Below are 13,435 nucleotides of genomic sequence, written 5' to 3' on the forward strand. Positions count from 1 at the left end.
GCCTATTTTGAAGACAAATAAGCTAAAATAATAGCAAAAACGAAAAAGAGCACTAACAAAACTGCGGTCACTTTTTCCATAAATGCTTCAAAACCACGTTTCTTTGTTTGACCACTAAAAACCGCGCCACCTGACAGAGCATTCAATGCATCCTGTTGCTTTTGCGGCTGCATCATTGTTGCAATAACAATTAAGATTGAAACGATAATTAGTAGCGTCATAAATAAATTATACATGCGCTGCCTCCAATATAAAGATACGATTACTGTTAAATTTTAGCACAAAATAGAATTTATTTCGAGCCCTTATTCTTAAGTTCAGGCGCATCTGTTTGGAATTTATCCTGCGTCGTCTTTTTACCATTTTGATACCATAAAGAAGTTTTGTCAGTCGTATATAACCTCTTTAACGATACTTCTTTATTGTAATCATAATCTTTGACCTTTACTTTTTTGAACCATTTGGGTTTATAAAAACGCAACAGATTCTGATCAATTATTCGATCCGAAAGCGACAACTGCGTTGTCACATTATTCGAAATTGCCGTTAACTTAGTCTTCACCCTTTTAGTTGGTTTAGTTAACTCAGTCCCCGTCTCAGTATCATAATAACTCCCACTAACCTTAGTATACTGCGGTGTAATAAAATCACCATTTCGCTGTGGGACAATTTGCGGATTCTGCTTGCTCAATAAGTCATGGCCAAATTGAATTGTTTGCTTATTATTAATCCCTAACAAATTAAGCAGTGTCGGCAAAACATCTATTTCACCACCATAGGTCGGTTTAATACCGCCCTTTAAACCTTTCATATGAAACATCAACGGTACCCTCTGAAATTTCAAATTATCGAAGTCAGTGAATTCGTCTTGCTTAAGTAGTTGTGCACTCGCCTTATGGTGATTACCTGAAATACCATAATGATCACCGTAGAAAACCAGTAACGTTTTTTTATCTAGCCCAGTTTTCTTTAGCCAACTCATAAATTCGCCAATTGCCTGATCTAAATAGTGTGCAGTCTGCACATACCCATCAACCGTTTCATCCCCGGTATCAGTCTTAGTAATTGTTTGGTTCTTCTTATCCAGATCATATGGATAATGATTGGTTACAGTAATCATTTTTAAATAAAACGGCTGCGGCAAGCGCTCAATATATTTGATTGATTGCTCAAAAAACAGTTTATCCTTAATCCCATATCCCAAATAGTAATCTGGCTTGTTATCATAATAGGATAAAGGCATAAAATATTGATACCCGAATTGTTTATATGCGTTATTCCGATTCCAAAATGAACCGGCTCCACCATGCATCACAGCAGCAGTATACCCTGCTTTTTGATTGAGAATCGCTGGTGCACTTTCAAAAGTATTCGAGGTACCATAACTTGACATTGCAGATCCCGATTGCAAACCGTATAGTGAATTCTCTAGCATCATCTCAGCATCAGAGGTTTTTCCTTGCCCAACCTGATTATAAAAGTTGCTAAAACTCAACGTATCTTTAGCATGATATAGCTTGTTTATGTTTGGTGTTACAGCCTTGCCTTTCCATTTATAGCCAATTAAGAATTGCTGAAAACTTTCAAGGTGAATTACCAATACATTTTTACCTTTAGCTACTCCGGTATATTGCGGATTAGGCTTAACATAATTTGCACGCAGAAATTTTTGAATCGAATTAAGATCTGAAACATTTGCTTTAGCCATTTGTGCACTTGTTTGGGCAGTTTTAAAACTATCATACACAGCGTACTCATTGATACCTAAGTATTTAACAATATAGTTATTATCAAACGTTCTAGTTAAAAGGCCTGAACGATCTTTTTGCGCCATTTTTAAATTAAGTCCAATTAAAACGACAGCTAAACATTCGATTAAGATATTAAATTTGATTTTTAACGTTCGTAAGTCATACTTAATAATTTTACTTGCTAATAAACCAGCAATTACTACAACATCACTTAAGGATAAAAAATCTGTCGCATGAATAATACCAACAATACTTTTACCTAAATTATCTGAAGTTGATCCTGAAGTCTTAATAATTGATACCGATAAAAAATTTGAAAACTCCCGATAATATAAAATATTGGCAAACAGCCATAAACTAAGGATTAAGTCAATTGTGATGATAATCCAATAGGACTTGCGCCCCTTAAAAAAGAGTCCTGCACCGAGCAACAATAAGCCAGCAGGTAATGGATTAAAAAATAAGAGCAGATTTTGCATTGCTCCCACAGCACCTAAATTGAACTTCGTCAAATAGATCACATAAGTTTTAAGCCAAAAAGATACCAAAATCATGGTAAAAAATCCTAATTTGTTTTCAGTTAACCACTGAAAAAAAGCTTTGGTTCGTGCCATCCGATTCTCCTTTCACTAACTTAATATCTTACTCGCAAGCTAAATAAAACAAAGTTCTTTTAGGAAATATTAACTATTCTTGTTTGCCATAACTTTCTTTGGCTTAAAACTCCAACCAAAAATGCCTAAAATCATCCCAAAGAAATAAGTTACAAAGCGCCAAATAAACATTCCTAAAACTAAAGTACCACTATTGCTAATAAAGGTCGCAAACAATGTCTGAAAACTATATTCGGCACCTCCAGAAGCACCAGGAATGGGAACAACTGCCATGAACATGGTAATCATAATATTCATTTGTGTTACACTAGCCCAGTTTGCTGGCACATTGAGAGTTACCAAAATAAGATAAGGAATTGAATAAAAGCATAATAGCTGCAGAATTGTAAACAATACACTTAGGACTAATTTCTTTTTTTCTTGTTTTAATTTTTGACTTTCTTGATAAAAAGTATCAATTTTGGCCATAGTATTTTTGCGCCAAGACGCAATTTTCTTAGGACTGAAAAATTTAGCAAGTAAATCGAGCAGCCAATTAGCCAATTTTTTAGTCCAATCGTAAGCAAACAGGGCCGCAAGCAAAAAAATAATCGATCCTACATGAATCAAAAAGCCAATTGCAATAAAAATTGCTAAACCAGCAAACTTGGTTGCTACTAGATGAAAACCAAAAATAATCGTTGTTATGTAAGCAAAAAAGACCACGATTTGGTAAATGATAAACTTCATCAATAGCAGCGAAGTTGCCCGACCACCTTCAATACCCATCTGTACCATTGCAGCCAATTGTGATGGCTGACCTCCAGTAGACATTGGTGTGATTGCATTAAAAAGGGCTTGAATTAATGGTATCCGAAAAAATGACCACTTAGATCGATGAGGTTCGTTTTTGCGACTAGCCAAAACCGCCAACGTGCTCGCTTCAAAACCATAAGACAGCAACATTAACAAAAAAACGGCAATTAGTGCCACGTAATTTATGTTATTTGCAGCTTGCAACAATTGAGTAACTGGTGTTGATTTTAAATCCACATACAAAACCGTGCCACTAATAAGTAAGACAACTAAAATGCCCCAGACGTGTTTTTTATTCATTAGCGAATCTGTCCTAATTTTTTACCAATCGCATATTGTTCATGATAAAACTCATTCCAAATTCGCGCCAAATTATCTTCTGAATATTTAACACTAGCCTCGTTAGCTAAATTACTATACTTATTTAACAAAGCTGGATCAGAGGCCATTTGACGTAATTGTGCATTCATTTGTTCGAAATCCTGACCGCTTAAATAATAACCAGCAATGATAGCCTGATATAAGTCAAGGTCCCGCAATAAAACTGGTGTCCCACAACTAAAAGCCTCAAGCACTGACATTGGAAATAACTCATCAAATGATGGTAAAAGGAACACGTCCGCAATATTCAGATAGTCAACCAATTTTGAGCGTTCAATTATTCCCGTAAAGGTGAGGTTTTTAGGAGGGTTGTCAACCAACTTCTTAAAATGATCATAACCATCAGTGATTTTGCCAAACGAAAACCCACCTGCCCAGATAAATTGCATTTCTGGATTAGCCTGCGCCAGCTTAACAAAGTCGTCTACACCCTTACGTGCTTGCACTTGCCCATCACCTAGTACAACGAATTTATCCAAAGGAATACCTAATTGATGGCGAAACGCATTCTTCTTTTCCTGACGTTCAGGATAAAATTCTGCCTTTGAGACAAAATTGGGAATATATTTCACTCGATCACGTTTAATACCATACTTAACCAATTTATCAATAAAAATTGGATTAACCACCACAATTTGATCCATTCGTTTATAAAAATCAATCACATAGCGATAAAAAACTTTTTTAGCAAAATTAGGTAACTTGATTGAGCCTTCTAAAGTTTCCGGTAAAAAATGTACATACCCAATCTTACGTCCACGTGCACTTGCAAAACTGTTAGCAAAATAAGTAGGATTAATTGTATGATAGTGCGTTAAATCACTCACTCCATATTTATTATTGGTAACGTAGAACTCATCAACTAGACGCGTCCGCATCAAATCCATTAGTTCCTGATAAGCAGAGCCAACTCCCTGTCCTTGAACCGAAGCGGCTTGCGAAAACATATTTATTCTAATCATTTGTATCCTCTTTAAGATCCTGGGCGTAATTTATAATCACATCTTGATAAAATTGATATACTCTTTTGCCAAAACGTTTAGCAGAGATTTGCTCCAACTTTTTAGCTAACTCTTCTTTAGGTATTTCATACGAACCTTGTCTCAGATAATCTAAAATCTCAGTAGTCATTTCACTAGGTTGAGTAAAAACTTTTCCCAAACTAGTATCATCAAACACCTGTTCAGTGTAATCTGTATCATAAACAACACATCTAGTACCAGCCGCTAGGGCCTCAATGTAAGTTAGTCCTTGAGTTTCAGTATCACTAGCCGAAACAAAAATATCAGCCATCTTGTAATATGCACCCACGTCTTCGTGGGCTACACTACCAGTAAATATAACATATTCTTCCAAAGTCAAACGCTCTACTTGATCTTCTAAAACATCAACATCTGGACCATCGCCAGCAATTACTAAGCGAACTTTAGGAAACTCATCAATAATGTCTGGCATTGCCGTCAAAATACGATCAATTTTCTTTTCGCCAGCTATTCGACTTAAAGTTAACAACACAGGTGCGTCACTGGCAATTCCTAATTCAGCACGAATATCACGATTAGGCGCTTCTGACATCGTATTGACGTCGACACCGGTTGGAATGACTCTCATAGGTATAGTTACGCCATATCGCTTAAGTAACGCTTTAACACGCTCGCTAGGAGCAATTACGCCGGCCATATTTTTAAGATAAACGTTAGTAAATTGCTTAACATGATATGGCTTTAATAAATGACCATTTAAAACATAATGTAAGTAATCTTCGTACATAGTGTGATAAGTATGAATTGCTGGAATTTTGAGTTGATGGGCCACGTACTTGCCAATCATTCCCAACGCAAATTCAGTTTGTGTATGAACAATATCAAGGTTAACTTCACGCGCAACTTTAGCAGCTTCAAAAAAGCCACGAAAAGCCACCCGGCGATCAGTAAAAGAAATAAACGGTACACTACTAAAACGAAAGACATTCGGTTCAACAGTATCTTTAGATACATGCGGATCAGTTGTAGTAAAAATGAACACATTGTGTCCCTGCTTCTCCAATGAATCTTTTAAAGTCTTAATTGAAGTCGCAACTCCACTAATTTGTGGAAAATATGTATCGGTAAAAATACCAATATTCATTTGAATACCTCCATATACAGGTATTATAAAGATTCCACATTACTTGTGCAATTTTTATAAAATAAATTAATTTTCTTCATAAAAAAACAGCCCCTATTCAGGAGCTGTTACATATAGCGGTGATCGGGGTCGAACCGATACGTCCTATAGGGACACCAGATTTTGAGTCTGACGCGTCTGCCAATTCCGCCACACCGCCATTTATATTAAATTAATAGTCTAACAAAGGTAGACACAAGGCGGAGGTCGGATTTGAACCGACGATTAAGGTTTTGCAGACCTCTGCCTTACCACTTGGCTACACCGCCATTAGCTATTTTATTAATAGATTGGGATAGCTGGATTCGAACCAGCGCATAATAGAGTCAAAGTCTAGTGCCTTACCACTTGGCTATATCCCAATACTAGGGCGGAATATGGGATTCGAACCCATGTATGCCGGATCCACAAACCGGTGTGTTAACCCCTTCACCAATTCCGCCATGAAGTTTTAACAGGGATAGTAGGAATTGAACCCACACTAGCGGTTTTGGAGACCGATGTACTACCTTTATACGATATCCCTATTATGGAGGAGGGTGGATTCGAACCGCCGAACTCAGAGAGAGCGGTTTTACAGACCGCCGCGTTTAGCCACTTCGCTACTCCTCCAGGCTGATGGCGCGGGACGGAATCGAACCGCCGACACAAGGAGCTTCAATCCTTTGCTCTACCGACTGAGCTACCGAGCCATCTTACGGTCCATATCAGATTTGAACTGATGATCTTCTCCGTGACAGGGAGACGAGATAAACCACTGCTCCAATGGACCATATTGCGGGAGATGGATTTGAACCACCGACCTTCGGGTTATGAGCCCGACGAGCTACCTAACTGCTCCATCCCGCGATGTTATTAAAGGAGGATGTGGGATTTGAACCCACGCACGAGAAACCCGTCTAACGGTTTTCAAAACCGTCCCCTTAAGCCACTTGGGTAATCCTCCAAAACTTAAAACGTCAATATTATTGCTGACAATGACCCGTACGGGATTTGAACCCATGTTACCGCCGTGAAAGGGCGATGTCTTAACCACTTGACCAACGGGTCGGATTTAGCTTGCAACACAAGACGCTTAATTATAATACCTGATATCAATTGAGATGTCAATAAGTTTTTTGATTTAAATAATTGCTTACCTAAATCACAACGTTATTAATAATACATTATTTATGTCAGACTTGCAAGTTTTTTAAATAAATTGTTAGTGTCAACTTTTTGTGGGTAATAAACTCTTAGCCTTTACCCTGCTGCTTTTTGTAGTTTTTGCTTTTTTAAATTATTTGCTCTGGTAACTCTATTAATTGTCCACCATTAATGATTCCCTGATTCCAGTAATGGGCTTTGGCCGTTTCCCCAAATTCTACTTGAAATTCATCATAATAAGTCTCTGCTTTGGCTTTAAACCGCTGATCTACTTGCATAATTCTTTGCGCTTTAGTTGTTTCTTTTTGCTTTTTAAGCAAATAATGAGTAATATCGCCACCATTTAACTGGAAGATAATACTCCTAGCTATACCTTCAGCGCCCTTTTTACTCCAGCCCATTGGTCTTGAGCTTAGGCGTTCTGACAAATAATGACTAATATGTCCTTCAGCCGTGCGGCGCTGATAGTCTGGAGCTTGGGTATTTAAAATTGCCTGCCAGTTACCTAATAGATAGGTCTTTGCCTGCTTTAGTGCCTCTTTTTGTGTTGTGGTTAATTCTGGATCACTAAAACGGGTTTTAAAGTATAACGCTACTTTATCCCGCTGACCTGTTAAAGCCCAATGATATAACCGATAAGCCGCACTGGCTTTAGTATTAACGGTTGCTTTACGGCAATACTTTAACAAGTGAAACCGATCCAAGACAAACTCACAGTTAGATATATATTTAGCTCCAGCTTTAATCCAGGGTGCACCATCGCCAGCCAGATAAACTTGTTTAGCCTGGGGATAATTAGCTTCTAAATAACACAAAACTTCGTCCCAGAGTTGTTCATTGGCTACTCCAGGATAAGTACCGGTAAAATACTTCGGATTGATTAAACGATGCCGCTTCTGCCTTTCATCATAACCTTCATGGACATAAACCAGCTTCATAAAATGATTACTGCCATCTTGAAAGGCCACGTGATCTTCATCAGCTTCTAAATAAACAATTTGCTTATCGCGCGGTTGGACCTGATCTGGCTGATTAGGCAACAGCTGTCCCTCACGATGCACAATATTCATGACTGTGGTTTTGGAATGAATTTCACTGTACTTAAGCATGTCAATGGCTGCTTGATAATGATACTTAGCCACATTTTCTAAGACAGCTGCCTTAAAGCCTAGAGTCATACGGCTATATTTTTCAAAGGATAATGCCCGATCTAACCAAAAGAAATATTGCTTAGACTTTTTATCTTGGTAATAAGTTCGCGTAGCTTTAACGGTATATTTCTGTTTACGACTGGGCAACTGCTTATAATTATCATCGAGCTGCTCAAGATAAGACCAAGCCCCAATGGCGTAATTCTTGCATAAAGGCTTCTAACAAATCATCAAAAGTAAGCTGGTTACTAAGCAGCTTATTAGTATTAGCAGTCAAATTATCTAACAAAAGTTGTAAGTCTTGTAGTAAACTAATCATATAGAAGAAAACCTCTCTGAATGTAATCTTGTTCAAACTACATTTTAGCAGAAGGCAATCTTCTATTTTTTATTTTCCCCACAAATACTTTACACTAACAAATAAATTCCTTACTGAAACTTGAAAGCAGTAAAACTAGCCAGATTCCTTATTGAGTCTGGCTTTTTTGGTTCTTAATTATATTTTAAACGCTTCTCTGCAGCTGCTTTTGAATAAATCCTGGCAGTAATTTAATAAAATTATTTATTATCCGCTCGACTTCTGTAGTTATTTCTTCTTTAACTGCTTTTAGGGCACTTAGCAGGTAGACCAATGCTTCTTCAAACGCCAAATCCGGCAACGCATCATTCATCAAATAGAATAAATCCCCAATTGTTCGCTCATCAACTGCTTGTCTCTCTTGCCAAGCCAGCAAGTCATAAGTTAAGGCGGTAATTGCAAAATATCCGCACTGACCATCGTAACTTTGAATTTGTGATTTATCTAAAGCTAGGTATTGCTTAGCTGCTTTAAAGTAGGTTTCTATCTGCCATCTACGACCATAAAGCTGAATGACTTCTTTAGGTTGCAGCTGATATCTGGTGGTAGCCAAGACCAAGTACTTTCCCTTATTACCACGTTTAGTAACATATACTAATCTGATAGGAAAACTATGTCCTTGATACTCTGCCTCGACTACACAACTATAAAGATAGTCATCTTTGGCTTTCAGCTTTGAGCCAGCTAAGCGTTCATACAAACTTTTTACATCATAAAGGCGACCACGATAGCGGTAGTATACCTTCTTGCTCAACTTAAGCATCGAGACACTGTCTAATCCTAACTGCTTTAACTGCCAGAACATTTTTGGCGAGGCAAACCAGCTGTCAAACAGTACATAGTCTGCTGGTACACCTTCATTGATAGCTTGCTTAAGCAATTCAACCGTGACATCATTCATTTGCCTTTGGGCTTGGGTTCTTCTTCTGCCTGCAATAGAACGATTATCGGTTGTAGTGGCTTTACTGCCAAGCAGATTTTGTTTTCTCTTGGTGGACATCAAAGCAAAATTAACTGGCAAAAAAGTATTGCCGTCACTCCAACCAACGGTCAAGCCACGATAACCATTAACATATTTATGCTCATTATGATCGTAAACTTTGGCAAGTAATTCCGCTTTCTTAGAATAGGAACGTGCTAGCAAAGTATCATCTACAATCAAAGCTAGTCTTCTACGCTTGTCGATTACCGGTTTAAGTACCTTAATTAGTTTGGCAGCAGCTAAGCAAAGCAGTTTTTGCCAATTGATGCGGCCATCATTAAGGATATTTCTGCCAGTCTTAGAGGTAAATTCAGCTGGTTGGTCAAAACGATACAGTGATTTACGGGCAAAACGTGATTGGATTAACCATTTGACTACCATGAGCAGGCTAACTAAAGAATGACGTTTAAAATTAACCTGTTTACTTAAGTCAGCTAGACCAATTAATTTTGTAAAAGATGAAATTAAGGAAGAAGTGTCCTTTTCTTGATTGAATTGCGGTATACTGTTCATAACGTAAGAACTCCTGTAACTTTAGTTTTGGTTATTTAAAGTATAACGCAGAGAGGGCTTGCGTTTTTATTTTTTAGGCAAAAAAGCTAGAAATCACGCTCTTTTGAGGTGATTTCTAGCTTTCAAGTTTCAGTTCCTTATTGTATTTTCTAGGACACTTTATTTACGCTAAACGAAAGCCTTATTTTATTTAAATAAAGTTTTGCGCATCTTTTGGATAAGGCGTGAGCGTGCCCGAATAATCGTCATTTGTTCAATCTGAAATTTCTTGATTACTTCTTCCTGCTGTAATATTCCAATACTAATTAATAAGCTCAACTTTTCTAAATCAGATAACTTTGGGATCAATTCTGCAAAGTATTCACTCATTGGAATTTTGCTATCAGCCGAAAATTGTTGGTTCATGGGAGTAAGACCATTCTTTATAGCAGTTTCAAAAGTAATAGATTGTGTTAAAGTTTTTCTACGATAAGCCTGATCCCTTCTAATTAGTGTTTTAGCATGATTATCAAGCCTTTTCTTAAAGTAACTACCGAAGCGCCCTTTGCTACTTTCATAGGCCATCACAGCCTGATAGCACTCAATTAGAGCATCCTGCTGCCAATCCTGCCTATCATAGCCTCGTACATAATATTTACATTTAACGTTATTAACCAATGGTTGATAATAGTGAAATAAATTCTCAAGTGCATCATCACTCCCCGCCTTTATTTGCTTAATTAATTCTGCTTCGATTTCCGGTGTTAATTCAAATTTTTGCATATTCTATTCCCTATAAAACGCTTTATTAGCTATATAAGTAGAATATTATTTTTAAATCAAAACTAATACCGAAACAATGTTCTAAATTAACAAAAAGACTAAATTAATTATTAATTTGACACAATAGTTCAATTGTGTTGAATTACTTTAAAAAAACAAAAAATATTTTGAAAATAAGTTAGCCAAACACAGCACAAATTGATAACAATTTCAGCTCGTCAATCAACAATTTTATCCCAGAAATAAATCGTGGTGGAAGAAGGATTGGCTGCAAGTCACAATTTACAAGCTACTTATGATTTGCTGAAGAAGTAAGCAAATTCAGCACACTACATATGGTTATCGTAACTTTTCCAACATGACTGCTAGAATTATGTTAGAAGCAAAAAATATCGTACTAAAAGAAAACACTTTAAGCATGTTTGCTTAAAGTGCATCTAATTCATTATGGAAGATTGTAGAATGAAGTTGAACACTTAAGTTCATTAAAAATAAAAAAGTCCATTGGACTTCTTTGATAGAATGTAATTACCTACAAAACTTTCTAGAAAGAAGTTACCAATGAACTCTTTACATTCTACCATATCCACTCATCTTAAAGGAAAACATCTTTCCTTTGAGAACCGTGTTACCATTCAAGTTTTACATAGCCAAGGTCAATCCTTACGCCAGATAGCTAGGGTAATTCATTGTTCCCCTGCTACGATTAAAAATGAGCTTGAACGTGAGCAAAAAGCTTTGTATCATGACAAGCTTTTTCGTTATGATGCGCAAACTACTCAAGCTAGATATCTAGACCAACGATTAAATTGTGGTCGTAAGTGTGATTATCTGGTTAAATGCCGCATTAGACGCTTTATTCCCAAAGGTAAGTACATCAAAGACTAAAGCCTATAGCAAATCTATGCCATTGAAGAATGGTGCAATAACTTACCCAGAAAGATTCTGGCTTATCACACTCCAGATGAATTATTTGAACGCAGATTAGATTGCATCTATCAAATTAATTAATGCGGGTGGTCAACTTGAAATTGCAATTTACGTCTAATTCATTATTTATCTTCATCAACAAGATTTGACAAAGAGCCATTAAAAATCAAATCAGACGATCGATTGAAGAAGTATCAGACTCGCTTGCCCCTGTTTAGTTAAAAATTCAGTCCAACAAAGTAAAAGAACGCTGATAAATCAGCGTTCTTTTATAATATATGACGGAGACTGAGGGATTCGAACTCTCGCACCGGAATAACCCGATCTACACCCTTAGCAGGGGCGCCTCTTCAGCCACTTGAGTAAGTCTCCAAATGGGCCTAAGTGGACTTGAACCACCGACCTCACGCTTATCAGGCGTGCGCTCTAACCAGCTGAGCTATAGGCCCATAAAGCGGGTAACGAGAATCGGACTCGCGACTAAAGCTTGGAAGGCTTTCGTTTTACCACTAAACCATACCCGCACATAAACTAAAAATGGCGCGGGACGGAATCGAACCGCCGACACAAGGAGCTTCAATCCTTTGCTCTACCGACTGAGCTACCGAGCCATCTTACGGTCCATATCAGATTTGAACTGATGATCTTCTCCGTGACAGGGAGACGAGATAAACCACTGCTCCAATGGACCATATTGCGGGAGATGGATTTGAACCACCGACCTTCGGGTTATGAGCCCGACGAGCTACCTAACTGCTCCATCCCGCGATGTTATTAAACTAAAATACAAAATCCATTATGGACCTTGTAGGACTCGAACCTACGACAGGACGGTTATGAGCCGTCTGCTCTAACCAACTGAGCTAAAGGTCCGAGCTCTTACAATAGCGGTGGGGGGGATCGAACCCGCGACCTCCCGGGTATGAACCGGACGCTCTAGCCAGCTGAGCTACACCGCCAAAAAAGTAACCACATAGATTACAAATCGGGAAGACAGGATTCGAACCTGCGACCCCCTGGTCCCAAACCAGGTGCTCTACCAAACTGAGCCACTTCCCGTATTTAATGCGCCCTGAAGGATTTGAACCTTCAACCTTCTGATTCGTAGTCAGACACTCTATCCAGTTGCGCTAAGGGCGCGTCATTATATGCCGAGGACCGGAGTCGAACCGGTACGATTGAAACCAATCGCGGGATTTTAAGTCCCGTGCGTCTGCCAATTCCGCCACCCCGGCAAGTAATGAAAGCGGAAGACGGGATTCGAACCCGCGACCCTCACCATGGCAAGGTGATGTTCTACCACTGAACTACTTCCGCGTAATATATAATGCCGATTATACGATTTGAACGTACGACCCCCTGTTTACAAGACAGATGCTCTACCAACTGAGCTAAATCGGCATAATGTAAATATGGTAACAATAATGGCAAATACGGGTGGTGGGACTTGAACCCACACGTCCGAGAACACTAGAACCTAAATCTAGCGCGTCTGCCAATTCCGCCACACCCGCATATGGGGCCATGAGTCGTGACGGGCTTGAACCGTCGACCCTCTGATTAAAAGTCAGATGCTCTACCGACTGAGCTAACGACTCGGTATATGGAGGATACAGGGCTCGAACCTGTGACCTCCTGCTTGTAAGGCAGATGCTCTCCCAGCTGAGCTAATCCTCCATATAAAGCACGGCAACGTCCTACCCTCGCAGGCAGTTTCCCACCAACTACTCTCGGCGTTAAGAAGCTTAACTTCTGTGTTCGACATGGTTACAGGTGTTTCCTTCTTGCTCTTGCCACCGTACTTTTTATTCTCTTTGAGTTTTTACACTCAAAACTAAATATAATCTACTCTTTTACCGTTCCACTCTCTTACCAAATTGCACTCG

9 protein-coding genes, 27 tRNA genes, 1 rRNA gene and 2 pseudogenes are annotated in these 13,435 nt (G+C 38.5%); 2 read left to right on the plus strand and 37 right to left on the minus strand.

Annotated features, from left to right (window positions below):
* Positions 1 to 2: 2 nt before the first annotated feature.
* The 20 genes from secG to OZX56_RS07065 all read right to left on the minus strand — a co-directional run bounded on the left by secG (position 3) and on the right by OZX56_RS07065 (position 10,619).
* Positions 3 to 236: a preprotein translocase subunit SecG gene (gene secG, locus OZX56_RS06970; RefSeq protein ID WP_277125920.1), complete on the minus strand. Its 234-nt coding sequence runs from the start codon at positions 234 to 236 to the stop codon at positions 3 to 5.
* Between the two features lie 56 nt (positions 237 to 292).
* On the minus strand, positions 293 to 2,365 hold the full coding sequence (locus OZX56_RS06975; protein ID WP_277139398.1) for an LTA synthase family protein: 2,073 nt from the start codon (positions 2,363 to 2,365) through the stop codon (positions 293 to 295).
* 69 nt (positions 2,366 to 2,434) lie between these two features.
* Positions 2,435 to 3,460, minus strand: coding sequence for a lysylphosphatidylglycerol synthase transmembrane domain-containing protein (locus OZX56_RS06980; protein ID WP_277125918.1), 1,026 nt, complete (start codon positions 3,458 to 3,460; stop codon positions 2,435 to 2,437).
* Positions 3,460 to 4,503: a glycosyltransferase family 4 protein gene (locus OZX56_RS06985; RefSeq protein WP_277139399.1), complete on the minus strand. Its 1,044-nt coding sequence runs from the start codon at positions 4,501 to 4,503 to the stop codon at positions 3,460 to 3,462. Before OZX56_RS06985 ends, OZX56_RS06980 begins: the two co-directional genes overlap by 1 nt.
* Positions 4,496 to 5,668: a glycosyltransferase family 4 protein gene (locus OZX56_RS06990; protein WP_277139400.1), complete on the minus strand. Its 1,173-nt coding sequence runs from the start codon at positions 5,666 to 5,668 to the stop codon at positions 4,496 to 4,498. Before OZX56_RS06990 ends, OZX56_RS06985 begins: the two co-directional genes overlap by 8 nt.
* 114 nt (positions 5,669 to 5,782) lie before the next feature.
* Positions 5,783 to 5,867: transfer RNA gene (locus OZX56_RS06995), tRNA-Leu, on the minus strand.
* 38 nt (positions 5,868 to 5,905) lie between these two features.
* Positions 5,906 to 5,976 (minus strand) — tRNA-Cys (locus tag OZX56_RS07000).
* Positions 5,977 to 5,997: 21 nt separating this feature from the next.
* A tRNA-Gln gene (locus tag OZX56_RS07005) sits at positions 5,998 to 6,069 on the minus strand.
* A gap of 7 nt (positions 6,070 to 6,076) precedes the next feature.
* Positions 6,077 to 6,149 (minus strand) — tRNA-His (locus OZX56_RS07010).
* Between the two features lie 13 nt (positions 6,150 to 6,162).
* Positions 6,163 to 6,233, minus strand: a tRNA-Trp gene (locus tag OZX56_RS07015).
* Between the two features lie 4 nt (positions 6,234 to 6,237).
* Positions 6,238 to 6,319 (minus strand) — tRNA-Tyr (locus tag OZX56_RS07020).
* A gap of 7 nt (positions 6,320 to 6,326) precedes the next feature.
* Positions 6,327 to 6,399, minus strand: a tRNA-Phe gene (locus OZX56_RS07025).
* A gap of 6 nt (positions 6,400 to 6,405) precedes the next feature.
* Positions 6,406 to 6,479, minus strand: a tRNA-Asp gene (locus OZX56_RS07030).
* 3 nt (positions 6,480 to 6,482) lie between these two features.
* Positions 6,483 to 6,556, minus strand: a tRNA-Met gene (locus tag OZX56_RS07035).
* 10 nt (positions 6,557 to 6,566) lie between these two features.
* A tRNA-Ser gene (locus OZX56_RS07040) sits at positions 6,567 to 6,653 on the minus strand.
* Between the two features lie 32 nt (positions 6,654 to 6,685).
* Positions 6,686 to 6,757 (minus strand) — tRNA-Glu (locus tag OZX56_RS07045).
* A 224-nt stretch (positions 6,758 to 6,981) separates the two neighbouring features.
* Positions 6,982 to 8,151, minus strand: coding sequence for an ISLre2 family transposase (locus tag OZX56_RS07050; RefSeq protein ID WP_277139401.1), 1,170 nt, complete (start codon positions 8,149 to 8,151; stop codon positions 6,982 to 6,984).
* Between the two features lie 25 nt (positions 8,152 to 8,176).
* On the minus strand, positions 8,177 to 8,323 hold the full coding sequence (locus OZX56_RS07055; protein ID WP_277139402.1) for a hypothetical protein: 147 nt from the start codon (positions 8,321 to 8,323) through the stop codon (positions 8,177 to 8,179).
* Between the two features lie 184 nt (positions 8,324 to 8,507).
* Positions 8,508 to 9,857, minus strand: a complete 1,350-nt coding sequence (locus OZX56_RS07060) for a transposase (protein WP_277139403.1) — start codon at positions 9,855 to 9,857, stop codon at positions 8,508 to 8,510.
* Between the two features lie 186 nt (positions 9,858 to 10,043).
* Positions 10,044 to 10,619 (minus strand): sigma-70 family RNA polymerase sigma factor, encoded by a 576-nt coding sequence (locus tag OZX56_RS07065; RefSeq protein ID WP_277139404.1) that lies wholly within the window; start codon positions 10,617 to 10,619, stop codon positions 10,044 to 10,046.
* A gap of 561 nt (positions 10,620 to 11,180) precedes the next feature.
* Here OZX56_RS07065 and OZX56_RS07070 point away from each other — a divergent pair.
* Both OZX56_RS07070 and OZX56_RS07075 read left to right on the plus strand, forming a co-directional pair.
* Positions 11,181 to 11,285, plus strand: a pseudogene (locus OZX56_RS07070) (helix-turn-helix domain-containing protein); the annotation flags it as partial.
* A gap of 180 nt (positions 11,286 to 11,465) precedes the next feature.
* Positions 11,466 to 11,630, plus strand: a pseudogene (locus OZX56_RS07075) (IS30 family transposase); the annotation flags it as partial.
* Positions 11,631 to 11,831: 201 nt separating this feature from the next.
* Here OZX56_RS07075 and OZX56_RS07080 read toward each other — a convergent pair.
* The 17 genes from OZX56_RS07080 to rrf all read right to left on the minus strand — a co-directional run bounded on the left by OZX56_RS07080 (position 11,832) and on the right by rrf (position 13,350).
* Positions 11,832 to 11,921, minus strand: a tRNA-Ser gene (locus OZX56_RS07080).
* Positions 11,922 to 11,924: 3 nt separating this feature from the next.
* Positions 11,925 to 11,998, minus strand: a tRNA-Ile gene (locus OZX56_RS07085).
* Between the two features lie 4 nt (positions 11,999 to 12,002).
* A tRNA-Gly gene (locus tag OZX56_RS07090) sits at positions 12,003 to 12,073 on the minus strand.
* 14 nt (positions 12,074 to 12,087) lie between these two features.
* A tRNA-Phe gene (locus OZX56_RS07095) sits at positions 12,088 to 12,160 on the minus strand.
* A gap of 6 nt (positions 12,161 to 12,166) precedes the next feature.
* Positions 12,167 to 12,240 (minus strand) — tRNA-Asp (locus OZX56_RS07100).
* Between the two features lie 3 nt (positions 12,241 to 12,243).
* Positions 12,244 to 12,317, minus strand: a tRNA-Met gene (locus tag OZX56_RS07105).
* A 31-nt stretch (positions 12,318 to 12,348) separates the two neighbouring features.
* Positions 12,349 to 12,422, minus strand: a tRNA-Ile gene (locus tag OZX56_RS07110).
* 12 nt (positions 12,423 to 12,434) lie between these two features.
* Positions 12,435 to 12,508, minus strand: a tRNA-Met gene (locus OZX56_RS07115).
* A 26-nt stretch (positions 12,509 to 12,534) separates the two neighbouring features.
* Positions 12,535 to 12,608: transfer RNA gene (locus OZX56_RS07120), tRNA-Pro, on the minus strand.
* 7 nt (positions 12,609 to 12,615) lie between these two features.
* Positions 12,616 to 12,689, minus strand: a tRNA-Arg gene (locus OZX56_RS07125).
* A gap of 9 nt (positions 12,690 to 12,698) precedes the next feature.
* Positions 12,699 to 12,784, minus strand: a tRNA-Leu gene (locus OZX56_RS07130).
* A 10-nt stretch (positions 12,785 to 12,794) separates the two neighbouring features.
* Positions 12,795 to 12,866, minus strand: a tRNA-Gly gene (locus tag OZX56_RS07135).
* 11 nt (positions 12,867 to 12,877) lie between these two features.
* A tRNA-Thr gene (locus OZX56_RS07140) sits at positions 12,878 to 12,950 on the minus strand.
* 31 nt (positions 12,951 to 12,981) lie between these two features.
* A tRNA-Leu gene (locus tag OZX56_RS07145) sits at positions 12,982 to 13,063 on the minus strand.
* 11 nt (positions 13,064 to 13,074) lie between these two features.
* Positions 13,075 to 13,147: transfer RNA gene (locus tag OZX56_RS07150), tRNA-Lys, on the minus strand.
* A 6-nt stretch (positions 13,148 to 13,153) separates the two neighbouring features.
* A tRNA-Val gene (locus OZX56_RS07155) sits at positions 13,154 to 13,226 on the minus strand.
* Positions 13,227 to 13,233: 7 nt separating this feature from the next.
* Positions 13,234 to 13,350: ribosomal RNA gene (gene rrf, locus OZX56_RS07160) — 5S ribosomal RNA — on the minus strand.
* Positions 13,351 to 13,435 lie beyond the last annotated feature (85 nt).

This window comes from Lactobacillus sp. ESL0684, assembly GCF_029392675.1.
Lineage (GTDB): Bacteria > Bacillota > Bacilli > Lactobacillales > Lactobacillaceae > Lactobacillus.